This is a genomic window from Kribbella sp. NPDC055110, assembly GCF_053607525.1.
Window position 1 is genome coordinate 18598 of sequence record NZ_JBSGTS010000046.1, and the last position, 15604, is coordinate 34201.

At 67.8% G+C, this 15604-nt stretch carries 15 protein-coding genes; 3 read left to right on the plus strand and 12 right to left on the minus strand.

Annotated features, from left to right (window positions below; genetic code table 11):
- Positions 1 to 82 precede the first annotated feature (82 nt).
- The 5 genes from ACWF0M_RS36760 to ACWF0M_RS36780 all read right to left on the minus strand — a co-directional run bounded on the left by ACWF0M_RS36760 (position 83) and on the right by ACWF0M_RS36780 (position 4537).
- Positions 83 to 547, minus strand: coding sequence for a VOC family protein (locus ACWF0M_RS36760; RefSeq protein WP_452240385.1), 465 nt, complete (start codon positions 545 to 547; stop codon positions 83 to 85).
- Between the two features lie 29 nt (positions 548 to 576).
- Positions 577 to 1392: an ABC transporter permease gene (locus tag ACWF0M_RS36765; RefSeq protein ID WP_452240386.1), complete on the minus strand. Its 816-nt coding sequence runs from the start codon at positions 1390 to 1392 to the stop codon at positions 577 to 579.
- Complete coding sequence (locus ACWF0M_RS36770; RefSeq protein ID WP_452240387.1) at positions 1389 to 2378, minus strand: ATP-binding cassette domain-containing protein; 990 nt, start codon at positions 2376 to 2378, stop codon at positions 1389 to 1391. Before ACWF0M_RS36770 ends, ACWF0M_RS36765 begins: the two co-directional genes overlap by 4 nt.
- Positions 2379 to 2492: 114 nt before the next feature.
- Complete coding sequence (locus tag ACWF0M_RS36775; RefSeq protein WP_452240388.1) at positions 2493 to 3809, minus strand: MFS transporter; 1317 nt, start codon at positions 3807 to 3809, stop codon at positions 2493 to 2495.
- Positions 3806 to 4537, minus strand: coding sequence for a GntR family transcriptional regulator (locus ACWF0M_RS36780; RefSeq protein ID WP_452240389.1), 732 nt, complete (start codon positions 4535 to 4537; stop codon positions 3806 to 3808). The genes ACWF0M_RS36775 and ACWF0M_RS36780 overlap by 4 nt, the downstream gene beginning before the upstream one ends.
- Positions 4538 to 4784: 247 nt before the next feature.
- Here ACWF0M_RS36780 and ACWF0M_RS36785 point away from each other — a divergent pair, with 247 nt between their 5' ends.
- Complete coding sequence (locus ACWF0M_RS36785) at positions 4785 to 6170, plus strand: S8 family peptidase (protein ID WP_452240390.1); 1386 nt, start codon at positions 4785 to 4787, stop codon at positions 6168 to 6170.
- 413 nt (positions 6171 to 6583) lie between these two features.
- Here ACWF0M_RS36785 and ACWF0M_RS36790 read toward each other — a convergent pair whose 3' ends face one another.
- From ACWF0M_RS36790 to pdhA, 6 genes are all read right to left on the minus strand, one after another.
- Positions 6584 to 7414: a DMT family transporter gene (locus ACWF0M_RS36790; protein WP_452240391.1), complete on the minus strand. Its 831-nt coding sequence runs from the start codon at positions 7412 to 7414 to the stop codon at positions 6584 to 6586.
- 225 nt (positions 7415 to 7639) lie between these two features.
- A complete protein-coding gene (locus ACWF0M_RS36795; protein WP_452240392.1) occupies positions 7640 to 8587 on the minus strand; it encodes an NAD-dependent epimerase/dehydratase family protein in 948 nt (315 codons plus the stop codon).
- Complete coding sequence (locus ACWF0M_RS36800) at positions 8584 to 9012, minus strand: MerR family transcriptional regulator (protein WP_452240393.1); 429 nt, start codon at positions 9010 to 9012, stop codon at positions 8584 to 8586. Before ACWF0M_RS36800 ends, ACWF0M_RS36795 begins: the two co-directional genes overlap by 4 nt.
- A 138-nt stretch (positions 9013 to 9150) precedes the next feature.
- Entirely contained in the window at positions 9151 to 10494 is a 1344-nt protein-coding gene (locus ACWF0M_RS36805; protein WP_452240394.1) for a dihydrolipoamide acetyltransferase family protein, read from the minus strand.
- The gene (locus ACWF0M_RS36810; RefSeq protein ID WP_452240395.1) at positions 10494 to 11468 is read right to left on the minus strand and encodes an alpha-ketoacid dehydrogenase subunit beta; all 975 of its coding nucleotides are present in this window, start codon (positions 11466 to 11468) and stop codon (positions 10494 to 10496) included. Before ACWF0M_RS36810 ends, ACWF0M_RS36805 begins: the two co-directional genes overlap by 1 nt.
- A gap of 3 nt (positions 11469 to 11471) precedes the next feature.
- The gene (pdhA, locus tag ACWF0M_RS36815) at positions 11472 to 12647 is read right to left on the minus strand and encodes a pyruvate dehydrogenase (acetyl-transferring) E1 component subunit alpha (RefSeq protein ID WP_452240396.1); all 1176 of its coding nucleotides are present in this window, start codon (positions 12645 to 12647) and stop codon (positions 11472 to 11474) included.
- Between the two features lie 457 nt (positions 12648 to 13104).
- Between pdhA and ACWF0M_RS36820 the strand changes: the two genes are divergently transcribed.
- Together ACWF0M_RS36820 and ACWF0M_RS36825 are read left to right on the plus strand one after the other, a co-directional pair.
- On the plus strand, positions 13105 to 14043 hold the full coding sequence (locus ACWF0M_RS36820) for an EamA family transporter (RefSeq protein ID WP_452240397.1): 939 nt from the start codon (positions 13105 to 13107) through the stop codon (positions 14041 to 14043).
- A gap of 461 nt (positions 14044 to 14504) precedes the next feature.
- The gene (locus ACWF0M_RS36825; protein WP_452240398.1) at positions 14505 to 15098 is read left to right on the plus strand and encodes a hypothetical protein; all 594 of its coding nucleotides are present in this window, start codon (positions 14505 to 14507) and stop codon (positions 15096 to 15098) included.
- Between the two features lie 138 nt (positions 15099 to 15236).
- Here the strand turns inward: ACWF0M_RS36825 and ACWF0M_RS36830 are convergent.
- On the minus strand, positions 15237 to 15604 hold a 368-nt coding region (locus ACWF0M_RS36830; protein WP_452240399.1), incomplete at its 5' end, for an aminotransferase class I/II-fold pyridoxal phosphate-dependent enzyme.

Consider the following 15604-nt stretch of genomic DNA (forward strand, 5'->3'; position numbering starts at 1 on the left):
CAGAAATCCGTGCCGTGAAATGCCCTTGTGGACAACGGGCTTGATCTGCCCCGGGATGCCCCGGGTTGCCCCGCCGGTGGGGTCAGACGATGCAGAAGTCGTTGCCCTCCGGGTCCTGCATCCACAGGTGGTCGAGGGTTGTGGAGTTGTCCATGGGGACCTCTTGGTACAGGGTTGCGCCGGCGGCGATCAGGGTGGCCGCGGTGCTGCGGATGCGTTGCTCGCGGAGGTGCTGGGGTACGGCGCGGCCGCCTGCTACCTGGAGGTCCAGGTGCAGGCGGTTCTTGACCGTGCGGGGCTCGGGGACCTTGAGGAACGAGATGTTCGGGAGTACGCCGTTCGGATCCGAGATCGACGCGCCGTCGTTCCACTCATCCTTGGGGACGTCCAGGTCGGTCAGCCAGTCCTCCCAGGTGTCCCAGCCCTGCGGCGGATCCGCCTCCGTGTAGCCGAGCGCCGTACACCAGAAGCGCGCGACGAGCGCCGGATCGGCACAGTCGATGGTGAGCGTCCAGTTGATCGTCATACCGACCACTGTGGCGCTCACCACCGACAGTTTGTGGACGCCTACGCGGTTCAGGTACGGCGGCGGTAGGCGCGGATCGCCAGCGGGGCGAAGACCGCGACCAGGCCGACCATCCAGGCGAGCGTGATGAGCAGCGGCTTCTGGAGCGCACCGCCGCCCATCAGGGCGCGCTCGGTGTCGACCAGGTACGGGATCGGGCTGAACTTGCCGAAGGTCTGCAGGAACCCCGGCAACGTGCTGGTCGGGACGAAGATGTTGCTGCCGAACGTGAGCGGGAACATCACCAGGAAGGCGACGCCCTGGACGCCCTGGGCAGTCTTCAAGGTCAGCCCCAGCCAGACCCAGATCCAGCACATCGACAGCGCGAAAAGCAGCACGATCACGAGCCCCAGCAGGCCGTTGCCGACCCCGTTGTGGAACCGGAAGCCGAGCGCGAACCCGCTCGCCATCAGGACCACGATCGACAGCGAGTACCGGACCGCGTCACCGAGGACCGCGCCGATCAGCGGCGAGATCCTGGCGATCGGCAGGCTGCGGAACCGGTCGAAGACGCCTTTGGCGAAGTCGTCGTTCAGGCCGACCCCGGTGCCCATCGTCGCGAACACCACGGTCTGCACGAGCAGGCCGGGCAGCAGTTGCGGCAGGTAGCCGCGCCAACCGCCGCCCTGCGAGATCGCGCCGCCGAACACGAACAGAAAGAGCGCCAAGAAGATGATCGGCTGGAACGTCACGTCCGCAAGGGCTTCCGGGTTCTGCCGGATCCGGACGATGTTTCGCCAGGCCAGCGTCAGGCTCTGCTGCACCCAGGCGAACGGGCGCGCCCGGCGGGCCAGATGCGCAGCGGGTTCAAGGGTTGCGGTGCTCATCGGCTCGCTCCTTCCAGTACGGCGTCGGACTTCTTCTCTTCGGCGGTGTGCCCGGTCAGCGCCAGGAACACCTCGTCCAGGCTGGGCAGCCGCAACGACAACTCGGTCACCGCGATCCCGGCTTCGTCCAGCCGCCGTACGACGACCGGCATCGACGAGCCGTCCGTGACCGGCACACTCACCAGCGTGTTCACCACATCTACCGACGGCCGCGTACCGACCGACTCGGCGACGATCGCGGCGACCCGCTCGAGGTGCGCCGGCTCGGCCGGGCGGACATCCAGCGACTGTTTACCCGCCTGTGCCTTCAGCTCGGCGGGCCGCCCGTTCGCGACCACAGCGCCCTTGTCGAACACCACGATCGAGTCGGCCAGTGCGTCGGCCTCTTCCAGGTACTGCGTGGTGAGCAGCACCGTGGTTCCGTCGAGGACCAGGTTGCGGATCGTCTCCCACGCGCCGTTGCGGGCGTGCGGGTCGAGACCGGTCGTGGGCTCGTCCAGGTACAGGATGCTCGGGTTGCCGACCAGGCTCGCGGCCAGGTCGAGCCGGCGGCGCATACCGCCGGAATACGTTTTCGCGATCCGGTCGCCGGCGTCGACCAGCTCGAACCGCTCCAGCAGCTCGTCCGCCTTGGTGCGGGCCTGCGGCCGCGAGTAGCCGAGCAGACGGCCGATCATGATCAGGTTGCGGCGACCGGACATGTCCTCGTCGACACTCGCGTACTGACCCGTCAGCCCGATGATGCTCCGGACCTTGCCGGCCTCGCGTACGACGTCGTACCCGCCGACTGTCGCGTGGCCGCTGTCCGGACGGAGCAGCGTGCCGAGGATGCGGACCGCGGTCGTCTTGCCGGCGCCGTTCGGGCCGAGGACTCCGAGGACCGTGCCGGTCGGCACGCTCAGGTCGACGCCGGCAAGCGCGGTCGTATTGCCATATTTCTTGACCAGACCGACCGCCTCGATGGCGACCTGGTTCGTTGTGGTCATCGGTTCCTCCCAGTGGACTTACCTACTGGGACTACCGTGCCGGGTCGCCCTGGCACCGCTCTGGCTTTCGGCTGACAGGCCATGACAGGTGACGACAGGTGATGCCAGCTCTGTTCAGCTTTTCAGCGGGACGATCTCGTTGGCGAGCAGGGCCTGGTACGCCTCGGGGTTGTATCGCGCCAGGTTGCCGCGGGCCTTCCGCCGGTACTTGAGGATCTGCCGGGTGCCGATCGCCCACAGCACGTACTGGAACGCCAGCGCGTACTTGAAGTCGTCGATCACCATCGGTGCACCACCTGACGACGCGTCGAGCAGTACGCCGACCATGCCGATGCAGATCAGCGTCGCGATGAACCCGCCGGTGTTGACCATCCCGTTGGCCGCACCGAACCGTGTCGTCGGGTTGAACGTCCGCGCGTAGTCCAGCCCGAGCATCGAGCCCGGCCCGCCGGCCGCCTGTACGACGATGAGTGCCAGGAGCACAGGCAACGGCGCCCGGCCCGGCCAGAGCAGTACGACGGTCCACATCACGACCGAGCCCGCGATCACCGCCAGCACGATCCACGAGCGGTAGAACGGGAACTTGGCGGCGTACCGCCCGACCAGCGGGCCGTAGCAGAGCCCGGCCAGCACAGGAATGATCAGCATGGCCGCAGCGGTCGTCGGAGCGAGCCCCTGTCCCTGAACGAGGAACGGGTAGCCCCAGAGCAGGCCGAACGTGCTGCCGGAGAAGCTGGTGGTGAAGTGCGTCCACAGACCGAGCCGCGTACCCGGCTCCTGCCAGGCACGGCGCAGGTTCTTCCTGACCTCGTGCAACGGCTGCTTGGCGCGGCGGAGCGGTTCGTCGTACGGCGAGTCCTTGATCAGGAACAGCACGAGCACACCGGCCACGAGGCTCAGCACGCTCGCACTGGCGAACGTGGTCGTCCAACCGAAGGCGTGGAACGCAGCGGCCATCGGCACGGTCGACATGATCGCTCCGAGACCACCGAGCATTCCGGTCGCCTGCGACATCACTGGCTGCCGTAGCGCGGGGAACCAGGACATGACTACGCGCAGCACGCTGATGAAGACCAGTGCATCGCCTACACCCAGTACGGCGCGTGCAGCGAGCGCAGCGGGGTACGAGTCGACCAGGCTGAACGCTGACTGCGCTACGAACAGCAGTCCGGACGCGGCGATCAGCAGACGCTTGGAGCCGTACCGATCGAGTAGTACGCCGACCGGGACCTGCATAGCGGCGTACACCGTGAGCTGTACGACGGTGAAGCTGGCTAGAGCGGATGCGGAGATGTCGAAGCGTTCTGCGGCCTGCAGGCCGGCCACGCTCATCGAGCCGCGGTGCAGCACGGTCACGAGGTACGTCAGGACAGCAGTGGCCCACACCGCCCAGGCTCGCCGTCCGCCCAGGGGGAAGAGGAGTTCGGTCACCGAGTGCCCCGCAGATCGCTCGCGGCTTCGGCGATGTGTGCGACGACGAGCTCACGGAAGCGCTTGACGCTGTTGCCGCCGAGCGCGTCGATCATCTCCTGGTGCGCGGTGATCGACTTGTCCATCCGGACCGGCTGGACCTCGATCCCGGGCACACCCATCCGGACCTGACGATCCCGCAGGCTGTTGTAGAGCTTCGCCAGAATTTGGTTGCCAGCGGCATCGACGATGGCCTCGTGGAAGGCCCGGTCGGCCTCCAGGAAGCTCTTCGCGTCACCGGCCTTGCGGTGCGCGCGCATCTCGTCGACGCGCGCGGTCAGGGTCTCGACCAACCGCTTGCGCCGGGGCCAGACCTTGGCGGCGGCGTGCGTCTCGATCAGCTCGCGGGCCTCGAGTACGTCGTCGATCTCCTGCGGCAGCACCGGGAGGACGAGGGCGCCCCGCTTCGGGTACAGCTTGACGAGGCCGGACTCCTCCAGGCGGAGCAGCGCCTCGCGCACCGGCGTACGGGAAACGCCGACGGCCGTCGCCAGCTCACCCTCGGTGAGCAGCTCGCCGCCGGGATAGGCCCGGTCCAGGATCGCGGCCTTCACGTACGCATAGACGCGCTCGGCCGCGGGGATCTTCTCCACCCCCGGCGCTGCCTCGACCACCACGCGGGCGATCTCCGCGGTCTCGTCACCCAATATCAACGCATCCGGCGCGTGCGCCGGGTTACCGCCTGTCACTGAACTCCAACCCATACGGCTCGTATCTCTGTTGTATCTATCTTACACACACACTCAATCCACCGCCGGGGTCAGGTATTCCCCAGCTTTTCCACGAGTTATCCACAGGTGGATCCACAGGATGTGGGAACCGAGCGTGATGCAGGGTTTCCCCTGCGTTGGCGGTGAGGCACTCCGTCCGTGCCGAATCCGTCCTACAGTCTCCGCTTACCGGGCCCGTCCGTCCGGTCCGCTCTGAGGAGGCATCTTGTCCCGAACGTCCCGCCCCCGCCGACTGGCGGCCGGCCTCTCCGCCATCGCCCTGGCGTGCGTGTCTCTCGGTGCCGCGACCACGGCGCACGCCGACCCGGCTCCCGGCCCGCTGATGAACTACGTGGTGAACACGAAGGCCACGCCCGGTCACGTCCGGAAGACCGAGGACGCAGTGAAAGCGGCCGGCGGGACTGTCCTGGTCTCGTACCGGCAGCTCGGCGTGGTGATCGCGCAGTCGACCAACCCGGACTTCAAGACCGACGTCAGCAGCGTGCGTGACGTGCAGTCCGTCGGCGCCACCCGGACCGCCGCGGTCAGCGAAGGCGCGGGCGGGCTGAACGCGATCGAAGAAGCCGAGGCGACCCCCGTCCCTGACCCCCGCGAGGGCGAGCAGTGGGACATGACCCAGATCAAGGCGGACCAGGCGCACGCGATCACCGACGGCTCCCACAACGTGCTGGTCGGCATCAACGACAGCGGCGTCGACGACACCCACCCCGACCTCGCGCCGAACTTCGACGCGGCGGACTCGGTCAGCTGCGTGAACAACGGCGTACCGGACACCACCACGGGCGCCTGGCGGCCGACGACCAGCTCGCACGGCACGCACGTGGCCGGGACGGTCGCCGCGGCCCGGAACGGCATCGGGATCGTCGGGGTCGCACCCGGCGTACGGATCGCGTCTGTCAAGGTCGTGAACGACGACGGCTTCATCTACCCGGAGTACTCGATCTGCGGGATTGTGTGGGCCGCCCAGCACCGCATGGCCGTCACGAACCACAGCTACTTCATCGACCCATTCGAGTTCTGGTGCAACGACAACGGCGACCAGGGCGCCGTACAGGAAGCCGTCCGGCGCGCGTACGCGTGGGCGACCGACCAAGGCACGCTCTCGGTCGCGGCCGCCGGTAACGCGAACTACGACCTGTCCAACAAGACCACGGACAGCAGCAGCCCGAACGACACGACCCCCGTCACGCGGACCATCAACAACGACTGCCTCGACATGCCGACCGAGCTGCCCGGCGTCATCACCGTCGCCAGCACCACCAAGGCCCGCGTGAAGAGCAGCTTCTCCAACTTCGGCCTGAACAAGATCGACGTCGCCGCCCCCGGCAGCTCGATCCTGTCCACGGTCCCCGGCGGCTACGCCATATTCAGCGGTACGTCGATGGCGTCGCCGCACGTCACCGGCATCGCCGCCCTCATGAAGTCCACCCACCCGTGGTGGGGCCCGCGCGACATCGAACGCGCCCTCCACCGCGAAGCCGACGACACCGCCTGCCCCACCACCCCGGACGCCCGCTGCACCGGCACCACCGCCAACAACGCCTTCTACGGCGAAGGCATCGCCGACGCCCTTGACGCCGTAACCCCCTGAACCGAGTGGGGGTCCTCCGCCCGGGACCCCCACTCACAACAAGAACTGTGATCAACCCACAGGCCCACCCACCCACCCTCCGGCCTGGCGACCTGCCCGCTGGCGCTCACGGGCGACTACCAACTGTCACCGGGCACCCGCGACCCCGACGCACTCGACGTACCGACTCCGGCGATCGCGCAACTATGGATAACCGCTGGGGACTGGGAACAGGCAATTGCTTGTTCCCAGTCCCCGGGGGTTATCGCAAGTCAGCCGAGGAGCTTGGCTAGCCGGGGGTGGGTGGGGGCGCACCTGCCTATCAAACCTCGCCGTCGTCGAGTCGTGGCAATTGGCTCCGGCCCTGATCGTCGAGTCGTGGATCGAGGCTCGGATCTCCAGCCGAATCCCACGACTCGGCGGGCGAGGAGCGTCTAGCCGGTGGTGATGAGGATGATGCCGGCTACTACTACGGCTGCGGCGGTGGCTCGTTTGGGGCCGAAGCGTTCGTGGAAGAAGATGGCGCCGATGACGGCGCCGAAGATGATGCTGGTTTCGCGGAGGGCGGCGATGGCGGCCAGGGTGCCGCGGGTCTGGGCCCAGAGGACGAGTCCGTACGCGGCCATCGAGACGACGCCGCCGAAGAGGCCGGAAAGGATCGCGGGGCGGGGCAGGTCGAACGCCCGGCGGCCGCGCCACGCCAAGACCGCCAACGGGACCGCGAACCCTTGCAGCATGAACACCCAGCCCATGTACGTTGCCACAGGCATCTTGTGTACGGCGACCCCGTCGACGACCGTGTACGACGCGATCATCAACCCGGTCCCGATCGCGGCTAACAGCGCCGGGACCTGTCCGCGTCCCGGGCGGCCGATGAACACGAGCGCGATCAGCCCGGCCGATACAAGCAGTACGCCGGCCAACTCGAGTACGGCCAGGGTCTGGTGCAGTACGACGATGGACACCACGGCCACGACCCACGGCGACGTACCGCGGGCCAACGGGTACATCTGGCTGAACTGACCCAGCTGGTACGACGCCAGCAGACCACCCAGATACGCGAGATGCAGCAATGCGGACGCGATGATGTACCACCACGTCCCGGCCGGCGGCAGCCCCATCACGAGCACCGCGACGAGCCCGATCACCCCCGCCGAAAGCTCGAACAACGCCAACCCGGCAACCCGATCCGGCGCCCCATGAGCCATCGCGTTCCACGTGGCGTGCAGAACCGCCGCCCCGAGCACCACCAAGATCACCAACACCGCACCACCCTCTCACCGGCGACTGCCGCGGTCAGGCGGATTACGCACCGGTGAGACGCCGTACGCGCATCATGGTGGAGTGGACACCTCGCCTGAGCAGCGCATGTACGACGCGGCGGCCCGTTGCTCAGCGTCCACCAGCCGGCGCGGAGCTGGCGGGCCACCTTTCATGCGATGACGGTTGGGCGGCGCGGGCGGCCGTCGGTGGCGGGGTGGCGCTGGCGTTCAGAGGACCCCTGGGGATAGCAGGCCGAGATCGTCGAGGCTCTGGGCGGTTTCCAGGATGGTGGTTTCGGGTGGTCGGGGGGACCAGCCGAGGATTTTGCGGGCGCGGTCGTTGTGGATGATGGGGCGGGGTAGATCGGGGCCGGGAGCCTCCTCGGTGGGGGTTTTGGCGTGCAGGAGTTGGGCGATCTCCAGGAAGCTCGTCGTCGGACCGTTGGCGACGGCAAGGAATCGGTTGCCTGCGGCATCGGGTTCGGCCATGGCGCGGACGTGCAGGTCGGCGACGTCGCGGACGTCGACGATTCCGAAGCGGGCGCGGGGCGCGACCTTCATGGTGCCGTCGAGCATCATCTTGATCAGATGGGTCGACGAGCGCAGGTCGGTGGTGAGCGTCGGCCCGAAGATCCCGGTCGGGTTGACGACCACGAGTTCCGTGGCGGCGTCGCGCATCAGGTCCCAGGCGGCGCGTTCGGCGATCGCTTTCGAGCGTGGGTACGGCGCGAGTCCGGGCGTATCGGGATCGGTCCAGTCCTCCTCCGTGAATTCGGCCCCGGCCTTCGGCGTGTACCCGACCGCGGCGAACGACGACGTCAGTACGACGCGCCGCGCGCCGGCGGCCTCCGCGGCCCGCAGTACCCGCAGCGTCCCCTCACGAGCGGGAACGATCAGCTCGTCGGGATCTTCCGGCTGTACGACGGGAATCGGCGACGCCACGTGATGAATCTCGAGACACCCGTTCACCGCCGCGGGCCAGCCGTCGTCCGTCAACAGGTCTGCCTCGACGATTTCGAGGCCGGTGTCGTCGGCGTCACCACGACGTACGGCGGCCCGCAGCTCGGCGGAGCGTGCTGTCGAGCGCACCGTCGTACGCACCTCTTGTCCGTCGCGCAGGAGCCGCGCGATCAGGTGCGTCCCCAAGTATCCGGAACCGCCCGTGACCAGGATCATCGCAGCTCACCCACCACGCCGACGAGCCGCTCGATCGCCGCGGCCTCGGCCGTGTCGTCGCCGCGGTCGCGGGCATCCCACAGCGCGGCCTTCTCCCGCAGGTACTCGAGCCGCACGCGTTGCGCGGCGATCTCCGCCTCGACTCGTACGGCGTGCCGCAGCAGCAGATCGCGCTGCTCGGCCGCCGCTTCCCGGCCGCGGGCGCGGTTGGCGAGGTACGTGCGCATGTCCTCGATGCCGACCCCGGCCGCCCGCAAACAGGCCAGCGCCTCGAGCGTGTCGACGTCCGTACTGCCGTAGCGCCGATGCCCGCTGCTCGCGTCCCGGCCGATCGGACCGACCAGCCCGACATCCTCGTAGTACCGCAGCGTCGGCTCGCTGAGCCCACTCCGCCGCGCAACCTCCTGAATGGTGAAGCTCGTCATGCCCACCACGCTCACACACTTCAAGCGCTTGAGGTCAAACCCCGGCTTTGCGGAACATTTCTGCCACCCAGCGCAACATTCTTTCCGCAAACCCGGCCCCCCACGGGCCCGGGTGGGTTCACCCGGGCCAGCAGACGGTCAGAACATCAGTGCGCGGGCGGGGTCTTCGAGGATGCCGGCCACGTCGGCGAGGAAGGTGGAGCCCTTCTCGCCGTCGATGAGGCGGTGGTCGAAGGACAGCGCGAGCGTGGTGATCCAGCGCGGGACGATCTCGTCGTCCACCACCCACGGCTGCTTGCGGACCGCGCCGAACGCGAGGATCGCGGCCTCGCCCGGGTTGATGATCGGCGTACCGGCGTCGACACCGAACACGCCGACGTTGGTGATCGTGAACGAACCGCCGGCCTGGTCCGCCGGCTGGGTCTTGCCCTCGCGGGCGACCGCGACCAGGTCGTTCAGCGCCCTGCACAGGTCGGGCAGGGTGAGCGAGTCGGCGCCCTTGATGTTCGGGACGATCAGCCCGCGCGGGGTGGCCGCGGCGATGCCGAGGTTGACCGCGCCCTTGTAGACGATCTCCTGCGCCGCCTCGTCCCAGGCCGCGTTGACGATCGGCGTACGCCGGGCCGCGAGCGTGACCGCCTTCGCGACGATCAGCAACGGCGAAACGCGCAGGTCGCGGAACGCCTTGTCCGACTTCAACCGCTCGACCAGCTCCATGGTGGCGCTGACGTCGACCGTGATCCACTCGGTCACATGCGGCGCGGTGAACGCACTGGCAACCATCGCCTGTGCCATCACCTTCTGCACACCCTTGACGGGTACGCGGGTGTCTTCCCGTCCGCTGACAACCGGAGCAGGCTGGTACGCCGGAACGTCCGCAACGGCAGGCGCCGCCACGTAACCCTCGACGTCGGCCCGCGTGATCACCCCACCGGGCCCGGTCGCCGTCACCACACCAAGATCAATCCCCAGATCCTTGGCAAGCTTCCGCACCGGCGGCTTGGCCAACACATGCACAGTCCCGTTGCCCCCAGCAATCGCCGCAACAACCGGCTCAGCAGCTGGAGCGGGCACAGGAGCTGGTGGAGCGAGAACCTCGGCCGCCGGCCTAGAAGGCTTGCGTTGGCGGCGTTTGGCTTCGGTGGTCTTCGGGCCGTACCCGACCAGGACCGCGGTGCGGCCGCCGGTCTCCTCGGGCTCGGGGATCGTGGGAACGAGATCCTCCGGCGAGGCTTCGGACGACTCGGTCTGCACCGAGATGATCGGCGTACCGACCGGAACCGTCTCGCCCTCCGGCACGAGCAACTCGGTGACAACGCCGGCGAACGGGACCGGGAGCTCGACCAGCGACTTCGCGGTCTCGATCTCGACGACGGTGTCGTTGAGCTTGACCGCGTCGCCGGGCTTGACCTTCCAGCTGACGATCTCGGCCTCGACGAGTCCTTCGCCGACGTCGGGGAGGCGGAACTGCTGGATGCCCATCAGTACCCCATCACCCGGTCGACGCCGTCCAGCACCCGGTCGAGGTCCGGAAGGTAGTCGTCCTCCATCCGCGACGGCGGGTACGGAGTGTCGTACCCGGTCACCCGCAGCACCGGCGCCTCGAGGTGGTAGAAGCACTCCTCGGTCAGCCGCGCCGCGATCTCCGATCCCGGCCCGAACGAGTACGGCGCCTCGTGCACCACGACCGCGCGCCGGGTCTTCTTGACCGACGCGAAGATCGTCGCCAGGTCGAACGGCGCGATCGTCCGCAGGTCCACGACCTCGAGGTTGCGGCCGTCCTCGACCGCGGCCTCGGCCGCCTGCAGACAGGTCTTCACCATCGGGCCGTAGCAGAGCAGTGTCGCGTCGGTGCCCTCGCGGACCACCTTCGCCTTGTGCAGCGGCATCGGCGGCGTGGACTCGTCCAGCTCGGCCTTCTCGTGGTACCGGCGCTTCGGCTCGAAGAACACGATCGGATCGTCGGACGCGATGGCCTGCTGGATCATCCAGTACGCGTCGACCGGGTCGCCGCAGGAGATCACCTTGAGGCCCGGCACGTGCGCGAACAGCGTCTCCGGCGACTCGGAGTGGTGCTCGACCGCACCGATGCCGCCGCCGTACGGGATCCGGATGACGATCGGCATCGTGATCTTGCCCATCGACCGGTAGTGCATCTTCGCGACCTGACTGATGATCTGGTCGTACGCCGGGAACACGAAGCCGTCGAACTGGATCTCGCAGACCGGCCGGTACCCGCGCAGCGCGAGGCCGACCGCGGTGCCGATGATCCCGGACTCGGCGAGCGGGGTGTCGATCACCCGGTCCTCGCCGAAGTCCTTCTGCAGGCCTTCGGTGACCCGGAACACGCCGCCGAGCTTGCCGATGTCCTCGCCCATCACGAGGACCTTCGGGTCGTTCTCCATCGCGGCCCGGAGTCCGGCGTTGATGGCCTTGCCGAGAGTGATCTTGGCCATCGCTCAGCCCTCGCCCTCTGAATCGGCACTGAACGAAGCGGCATACGCAATGAACTGGTCTCGCTGCTCGGCCAGTTGCGGCGTCTCCTCGACGTACACGTTCTGGAAGAAGTCGGTGAGCACCGGGTCCGGCAGCGCGAGGCAACCGGCCCGCAGTTCGGCGGCGATCTTGTCGCCCTCGGCCTCGACCTCGTCGAAGAAGTCGTGGTCGACGGCGGCGTGCCGGCTCAGGTACGCGTGCACGCGCTCGATCGGGTCCTTGAGCTTCCAGTGCTCGAGGTCCTCGTTCAATCGGTACTTCGTCGGGTCGTCGGACGTGGTGTGCGCGCCCATCCGGTACGTGTACGCCTCGATCAGCGTCGGGCCGCTGCCCTCCCGGGCGCGCTTCAGGGCCTGCTGCGTGACGGCGTACGTCGCGAGTACGTCGTTGCCGTCGACGCGGACTCCGGGGAAGCCGAAGCCGGCGGCGCGCTGGTACAGCGGGATCCTGGTCTGCCGGTCGATCGGCTCCGAGATCGCCCACTGGTTGTTCTGGCAGAAGAACACCACCGGCGCGTTGAACACCGAGGCCCAGATGAACGCCTCGTTGACGTCACCTTGGCTGCTGGCGCCGTCACCGAAGTACGCGACCGTGGCCTCGCCGTTCTCGGCGTCGCCGATCGCGTGGTCGCGCTGCTGACCCATCGCGTACCCGGTCGCGTGCAGCGTCTGCGCGCCGATCACGATCGTGTAGAGGTGGAAGTTGTTGTCCTTCGGGTCCCACGCGCCCTGGTCGACGCCGCGGAACAGGCCGAGCAGGTTCAGCGGGTTGACCCCCTGACACCACGCAACGCCGTGCTCGCGGTACGTCGGGAAGACCATATCTTTGTCGTTCAGAGCCCGGCCGGAGCCGATCTGCGCGGCCTCCTGGCCGAGCAGCGACGCCCACAGCCCGAGCTCACCCTGACGCTGCAGGGCGGTCGCCTCGGTATCGATCCGGCGGACCAGGACCATGTCCCGGTAGAAGCCCTTGATCGTCTCGTCGTCCAGGTCGAACGTGTAGTCCGGATGCTCGACGCGCTCGCCTTCGGGCGTCAGGAGCTGGACGAACTCGACCTCCTCGGAGGCCTGGGGCGGACTGACCGGCGCCTTGTGGGGCGCGAACACTTCCGGGGCAGGGCCCGGCACCGACTCACTCACATGCACTCCTCGGGTTCGAGCGCGGGATCGCCGCGACCGCAACGTTGCACGGGGCCGGCCCGGTGCGCCGGATGAGGCTTTCGCAGGCTGGTCCGCGTGATTCCAGGGGTTGATGCACTGCTGGCAGTGGACCTCCTCACTGGTCTCACTCCCATCTTGCCGGACACCGTACCGACCAGGTGCCTGATCCGCTAACTGTCTGGACTCCGGCGGGTACGGCGGTACCGAAATCGGTCCTGCGGTGAGACACCAGTCCAACCACTGGTCCTATCGGCACGCTCATATTACAGAGATCGGGTATCTCGACGGCAAGTGTCACAAATGCATCTCGACGTCCGCCTCTTGGCGGGAATCCGTGCACCGGTGGCCGGATACCGCCTTGCGCGGGAGTCGTCGCGCGCCATAGCGTAAGCATCGTTCTTGCAAAACACCCCTGACAGTCTCGAGGAGGTTCCAGATGGCCGCGCCTGCTCCCGCCAGAGTGGTCGAGACCGGTTCCCGGACGGCCTCGGGCGCGATGATCTGGACCGCCCTCGCGGTCGTGTACGTCGTCTGGGGTTCGACATACCTGGCGATCCGGGTCGTGGTGGAGGCCGAGATCCCGCCGATGCTCGGGATGGCCACCCGCTTCCTTACCGCCGCGGCGCTGATGGCCGCCGGCCTGGCCGTGAAGTCGGGCCGGCGGCGGCTGCGGATCACCCGGCGCGAGGCGATCGGCGCGGCTACGGTCGGCATCCTGCTGCTTGCTTTCGGCAACGGCGCGGTGGCGATCGCCGAGCAGACGGTGCCGTCCGGGCTGGCGGCGTTGCTGGTCGCCGCGATCCCGTTGTGGCTGATGCTGCTGCGGGTCGGCGGCGGTGAGCGGCCGCGGGCGATGACCTGGGTCGGCGTACTGATCGGGTTCGGCGGGGCGGCGCTGCTCGCGTTGTCAGGTGGCAACACGAGCGCGAAGCCGCTGTCGGTGGCGATCCTCGTGGTCGGCACGATCTGCTGGGCGACCGGTTCGCGGTACGCGCCGCGGCTCGGGCTGCCGCGGGATCCCCTGGTGACAGCGCTCTACGAAATGGTCTTCGGCGGTACGGCGATGGTGTTGCTCGGCGTACTGCGGGGAGAGCCGGGGCGGCTGCACCTGGACCGGATCCACGGGAGCGGATGGATCGCGCTCGCGTACCTGGTGGTGTTCGGGTCGCTGCTCGCGTACACGGCGTACTCGTACCTGCTGGCGAACGCACCGATCTCACTGGTCGGCACGTACGCGTACGTGAACCCGGCCGTCGCGGTGTTCCTCGGCTGGCTGATCCTGAGCGAGAGCCTGACCTGGCAGATCCTGCTCGGCGGCGCGGTGATCATCGTCGATGTCGCGCTCGTCGTCACCTCCGAGCGCAAGCAGAAGTAGCGCAAAAGGAAAGACCCGGGCCCAAGGGACCCGGGTCTCCCACCGCTGCCGATGCGCGCGGCAGCGGGTCTGGCCGCCGGTCGCGCCCTGCCCCGAAAAACACGGCGCAAAACTCCGGCAATGGTTCCAACATATTCCGACGAATCGTGCTATTGCCAATTCGGCGGCCACCGAGCCCACCGAAACAATCTCCGATTCACCGGGTATCCGTCACCCGCGCTGACTCAACGACGTACCCGGAGCTCGGTTACGGGACTTTCCGTCTCAACTTCCACTCACTCCCATTACCGGCAAGTTGCCTGGTCAGCACGGGATTCGTTGCTCCGTCAGGGAACTCATCACCGGGCTACTATGCGAGGTCGTACCCGGAAAATAGTTGACGAAAAAGTTTGTAACCGCCCCCGCCAGGTGTCGTTAGCACTAAGACGAATCCGTCAAAACCCGAAAGGAAACCTGGCATAATGCAGGTAACTCGCAAGATCGTCGCCGCTGCAGCGGTGGCGGCTGTCGCCACCCTCGGTCTGGCCACCGTCGTGAGCGCCAACGTTCTCGACGACGCCCAGCAGAAGGCTCAGGTCACCGGCCTGGCCGACGCGGTGTCCTCGGCCAGCAAGGGCTACGACGAGGGCCACGCTCGCTGGTGGGGCGTCAAGAAGGACGGCGGCCTCGTCGCCATCGACCGCAACGACCTCGGCGCGGTTCAGGCCTGCCACAACTTCGGTGCCGGCACCGGCATCGGCGGCACCGTGCCGGCCAACGACATCACCGGCATCGTGGGCTGGGGCAACGACGGCAACAGCGTCACCGCGGTCAAGACCTGCGAGCAGGACAACCAGCAGAACCGCAAGTGGTACAAGGCCGACGGCAACGGTGTTGTCTCGGTGAGCGACAACAAGGTCGGTCCGTGGCAGGTCTGCCACAACCAGATCGACGCGACGGGCATCGGCGGCACGGTTCCGCTGTCGAACCCGACCGGCATCCTGGGCTTCGACAACGTCGGCAACTCCGTCGACTCGCTCAAGACCTGCGAGCAGAGCAACGAGCAGAACAACTGACCCTCCCTGGTCAGTGATGCAGGACCCGAATCAGTCACCTCGGTGGATTGACTGACTCGGAGCAACAACCGCGGCGCCGGGAGCAAGCCTCACTCCTCCCGGCGCCGCTTCTTTATGCCTGGAGGTGTCCAGCCCGGCTCACTGGTGCCAGTTGCGGGCGACGGTCAGGAAGAGGTTGTTGGCTTCGGGTTCGCCGATGGTTACGCGGACGCCTTCGCCGGGGAAGGGGCGGATCGAGACGCCCTCGGCCTGGACGGCCTCGGCGAAGCGGACGGTGTCCTCGCCCAGGTCGAGCCAGACGAAGTTCGTCTCCGTCTCCGGGACGTCCCAGCCGGCAGCCTGTAGCGCCGAGACGACCCGCTGACGCTCCTCGATCAGGGCGTCGACCCGTTCCAGCAGCTCCTCCTCGACCGCGAGGGACGCGATCGCGGCCGCCTGGGCCACGTAGCTGACCCCGAACGGGAGCGCACACTTCCGGATCGCGGCGACCACCGACGGGTGACCGA

What these genes read in the sequence shown, in the direction of transcription:
- ACWF0M_RS36765 (WP_452240386.1), bottom strand. Translation starts at nt 1,392, where the DNA reads ATGAGCACCGCAACCCTTGAACCCGCTGCGCATCTGGCCCGCCGGGCG.
- ACWF0M_RS36770 (WP_452240387.1), bottom strand. Translation starts at nt 2,378, where the DNA reads ATGACCACAACGAACCAGGTCGCCATCGAGGCGGTCGGTCTGGTCAAG.
- ACWF0M_RS36795 (WP_452240392.1), bottom strand. Translation starts at nt 8,587, where the DNA reads ATGATCCTGGTCACGGGCGGTTCCGGATACTTGGGGACGCACCTGATC.
- ACWF0M_RS36800 (WP_452240393.1), bottom strand. Translation starts at nt 9,012, where the DNA reads ATGACGAGCTTCACCATTCAGGAGGTTGCGCGGCGGAGTGGGCTCAGC.
- ACWF0M_RS36805 (WP_452240394.1), bottom strand. Translation starts at nt 10,494, where the DNA reads ATGGGCATCCAGCAGTTCCGCCTCCCCGACGTCGGCGAAGGACTCGTC.
- ACWF0M_RS36810 (WP_452240395.1), bottom strand. Translation starts at nt 11,468, where the DNA reads ATGGCCAAGATCACTCTCGGCAAGGCCATCAACGCCGGACTCCGGGCC.
- ACWF0M_RS36820 (WP_452240397.1), top strand. Translation starts at nt 13,105, where the DNA reads ATGGCCGCGCCTGCTCCCGCCAGAGTGGTCGAGACCGGTTCCCGGACG.
- ACWF0M_RS36825 (WP_452240398.1), top strand. Translation starts at nt 14,505, where the DNA reads ATGCAGGTAACTCGCAAGATCGTCGCCGCTGCAGCGGTGGCGGCTGTC.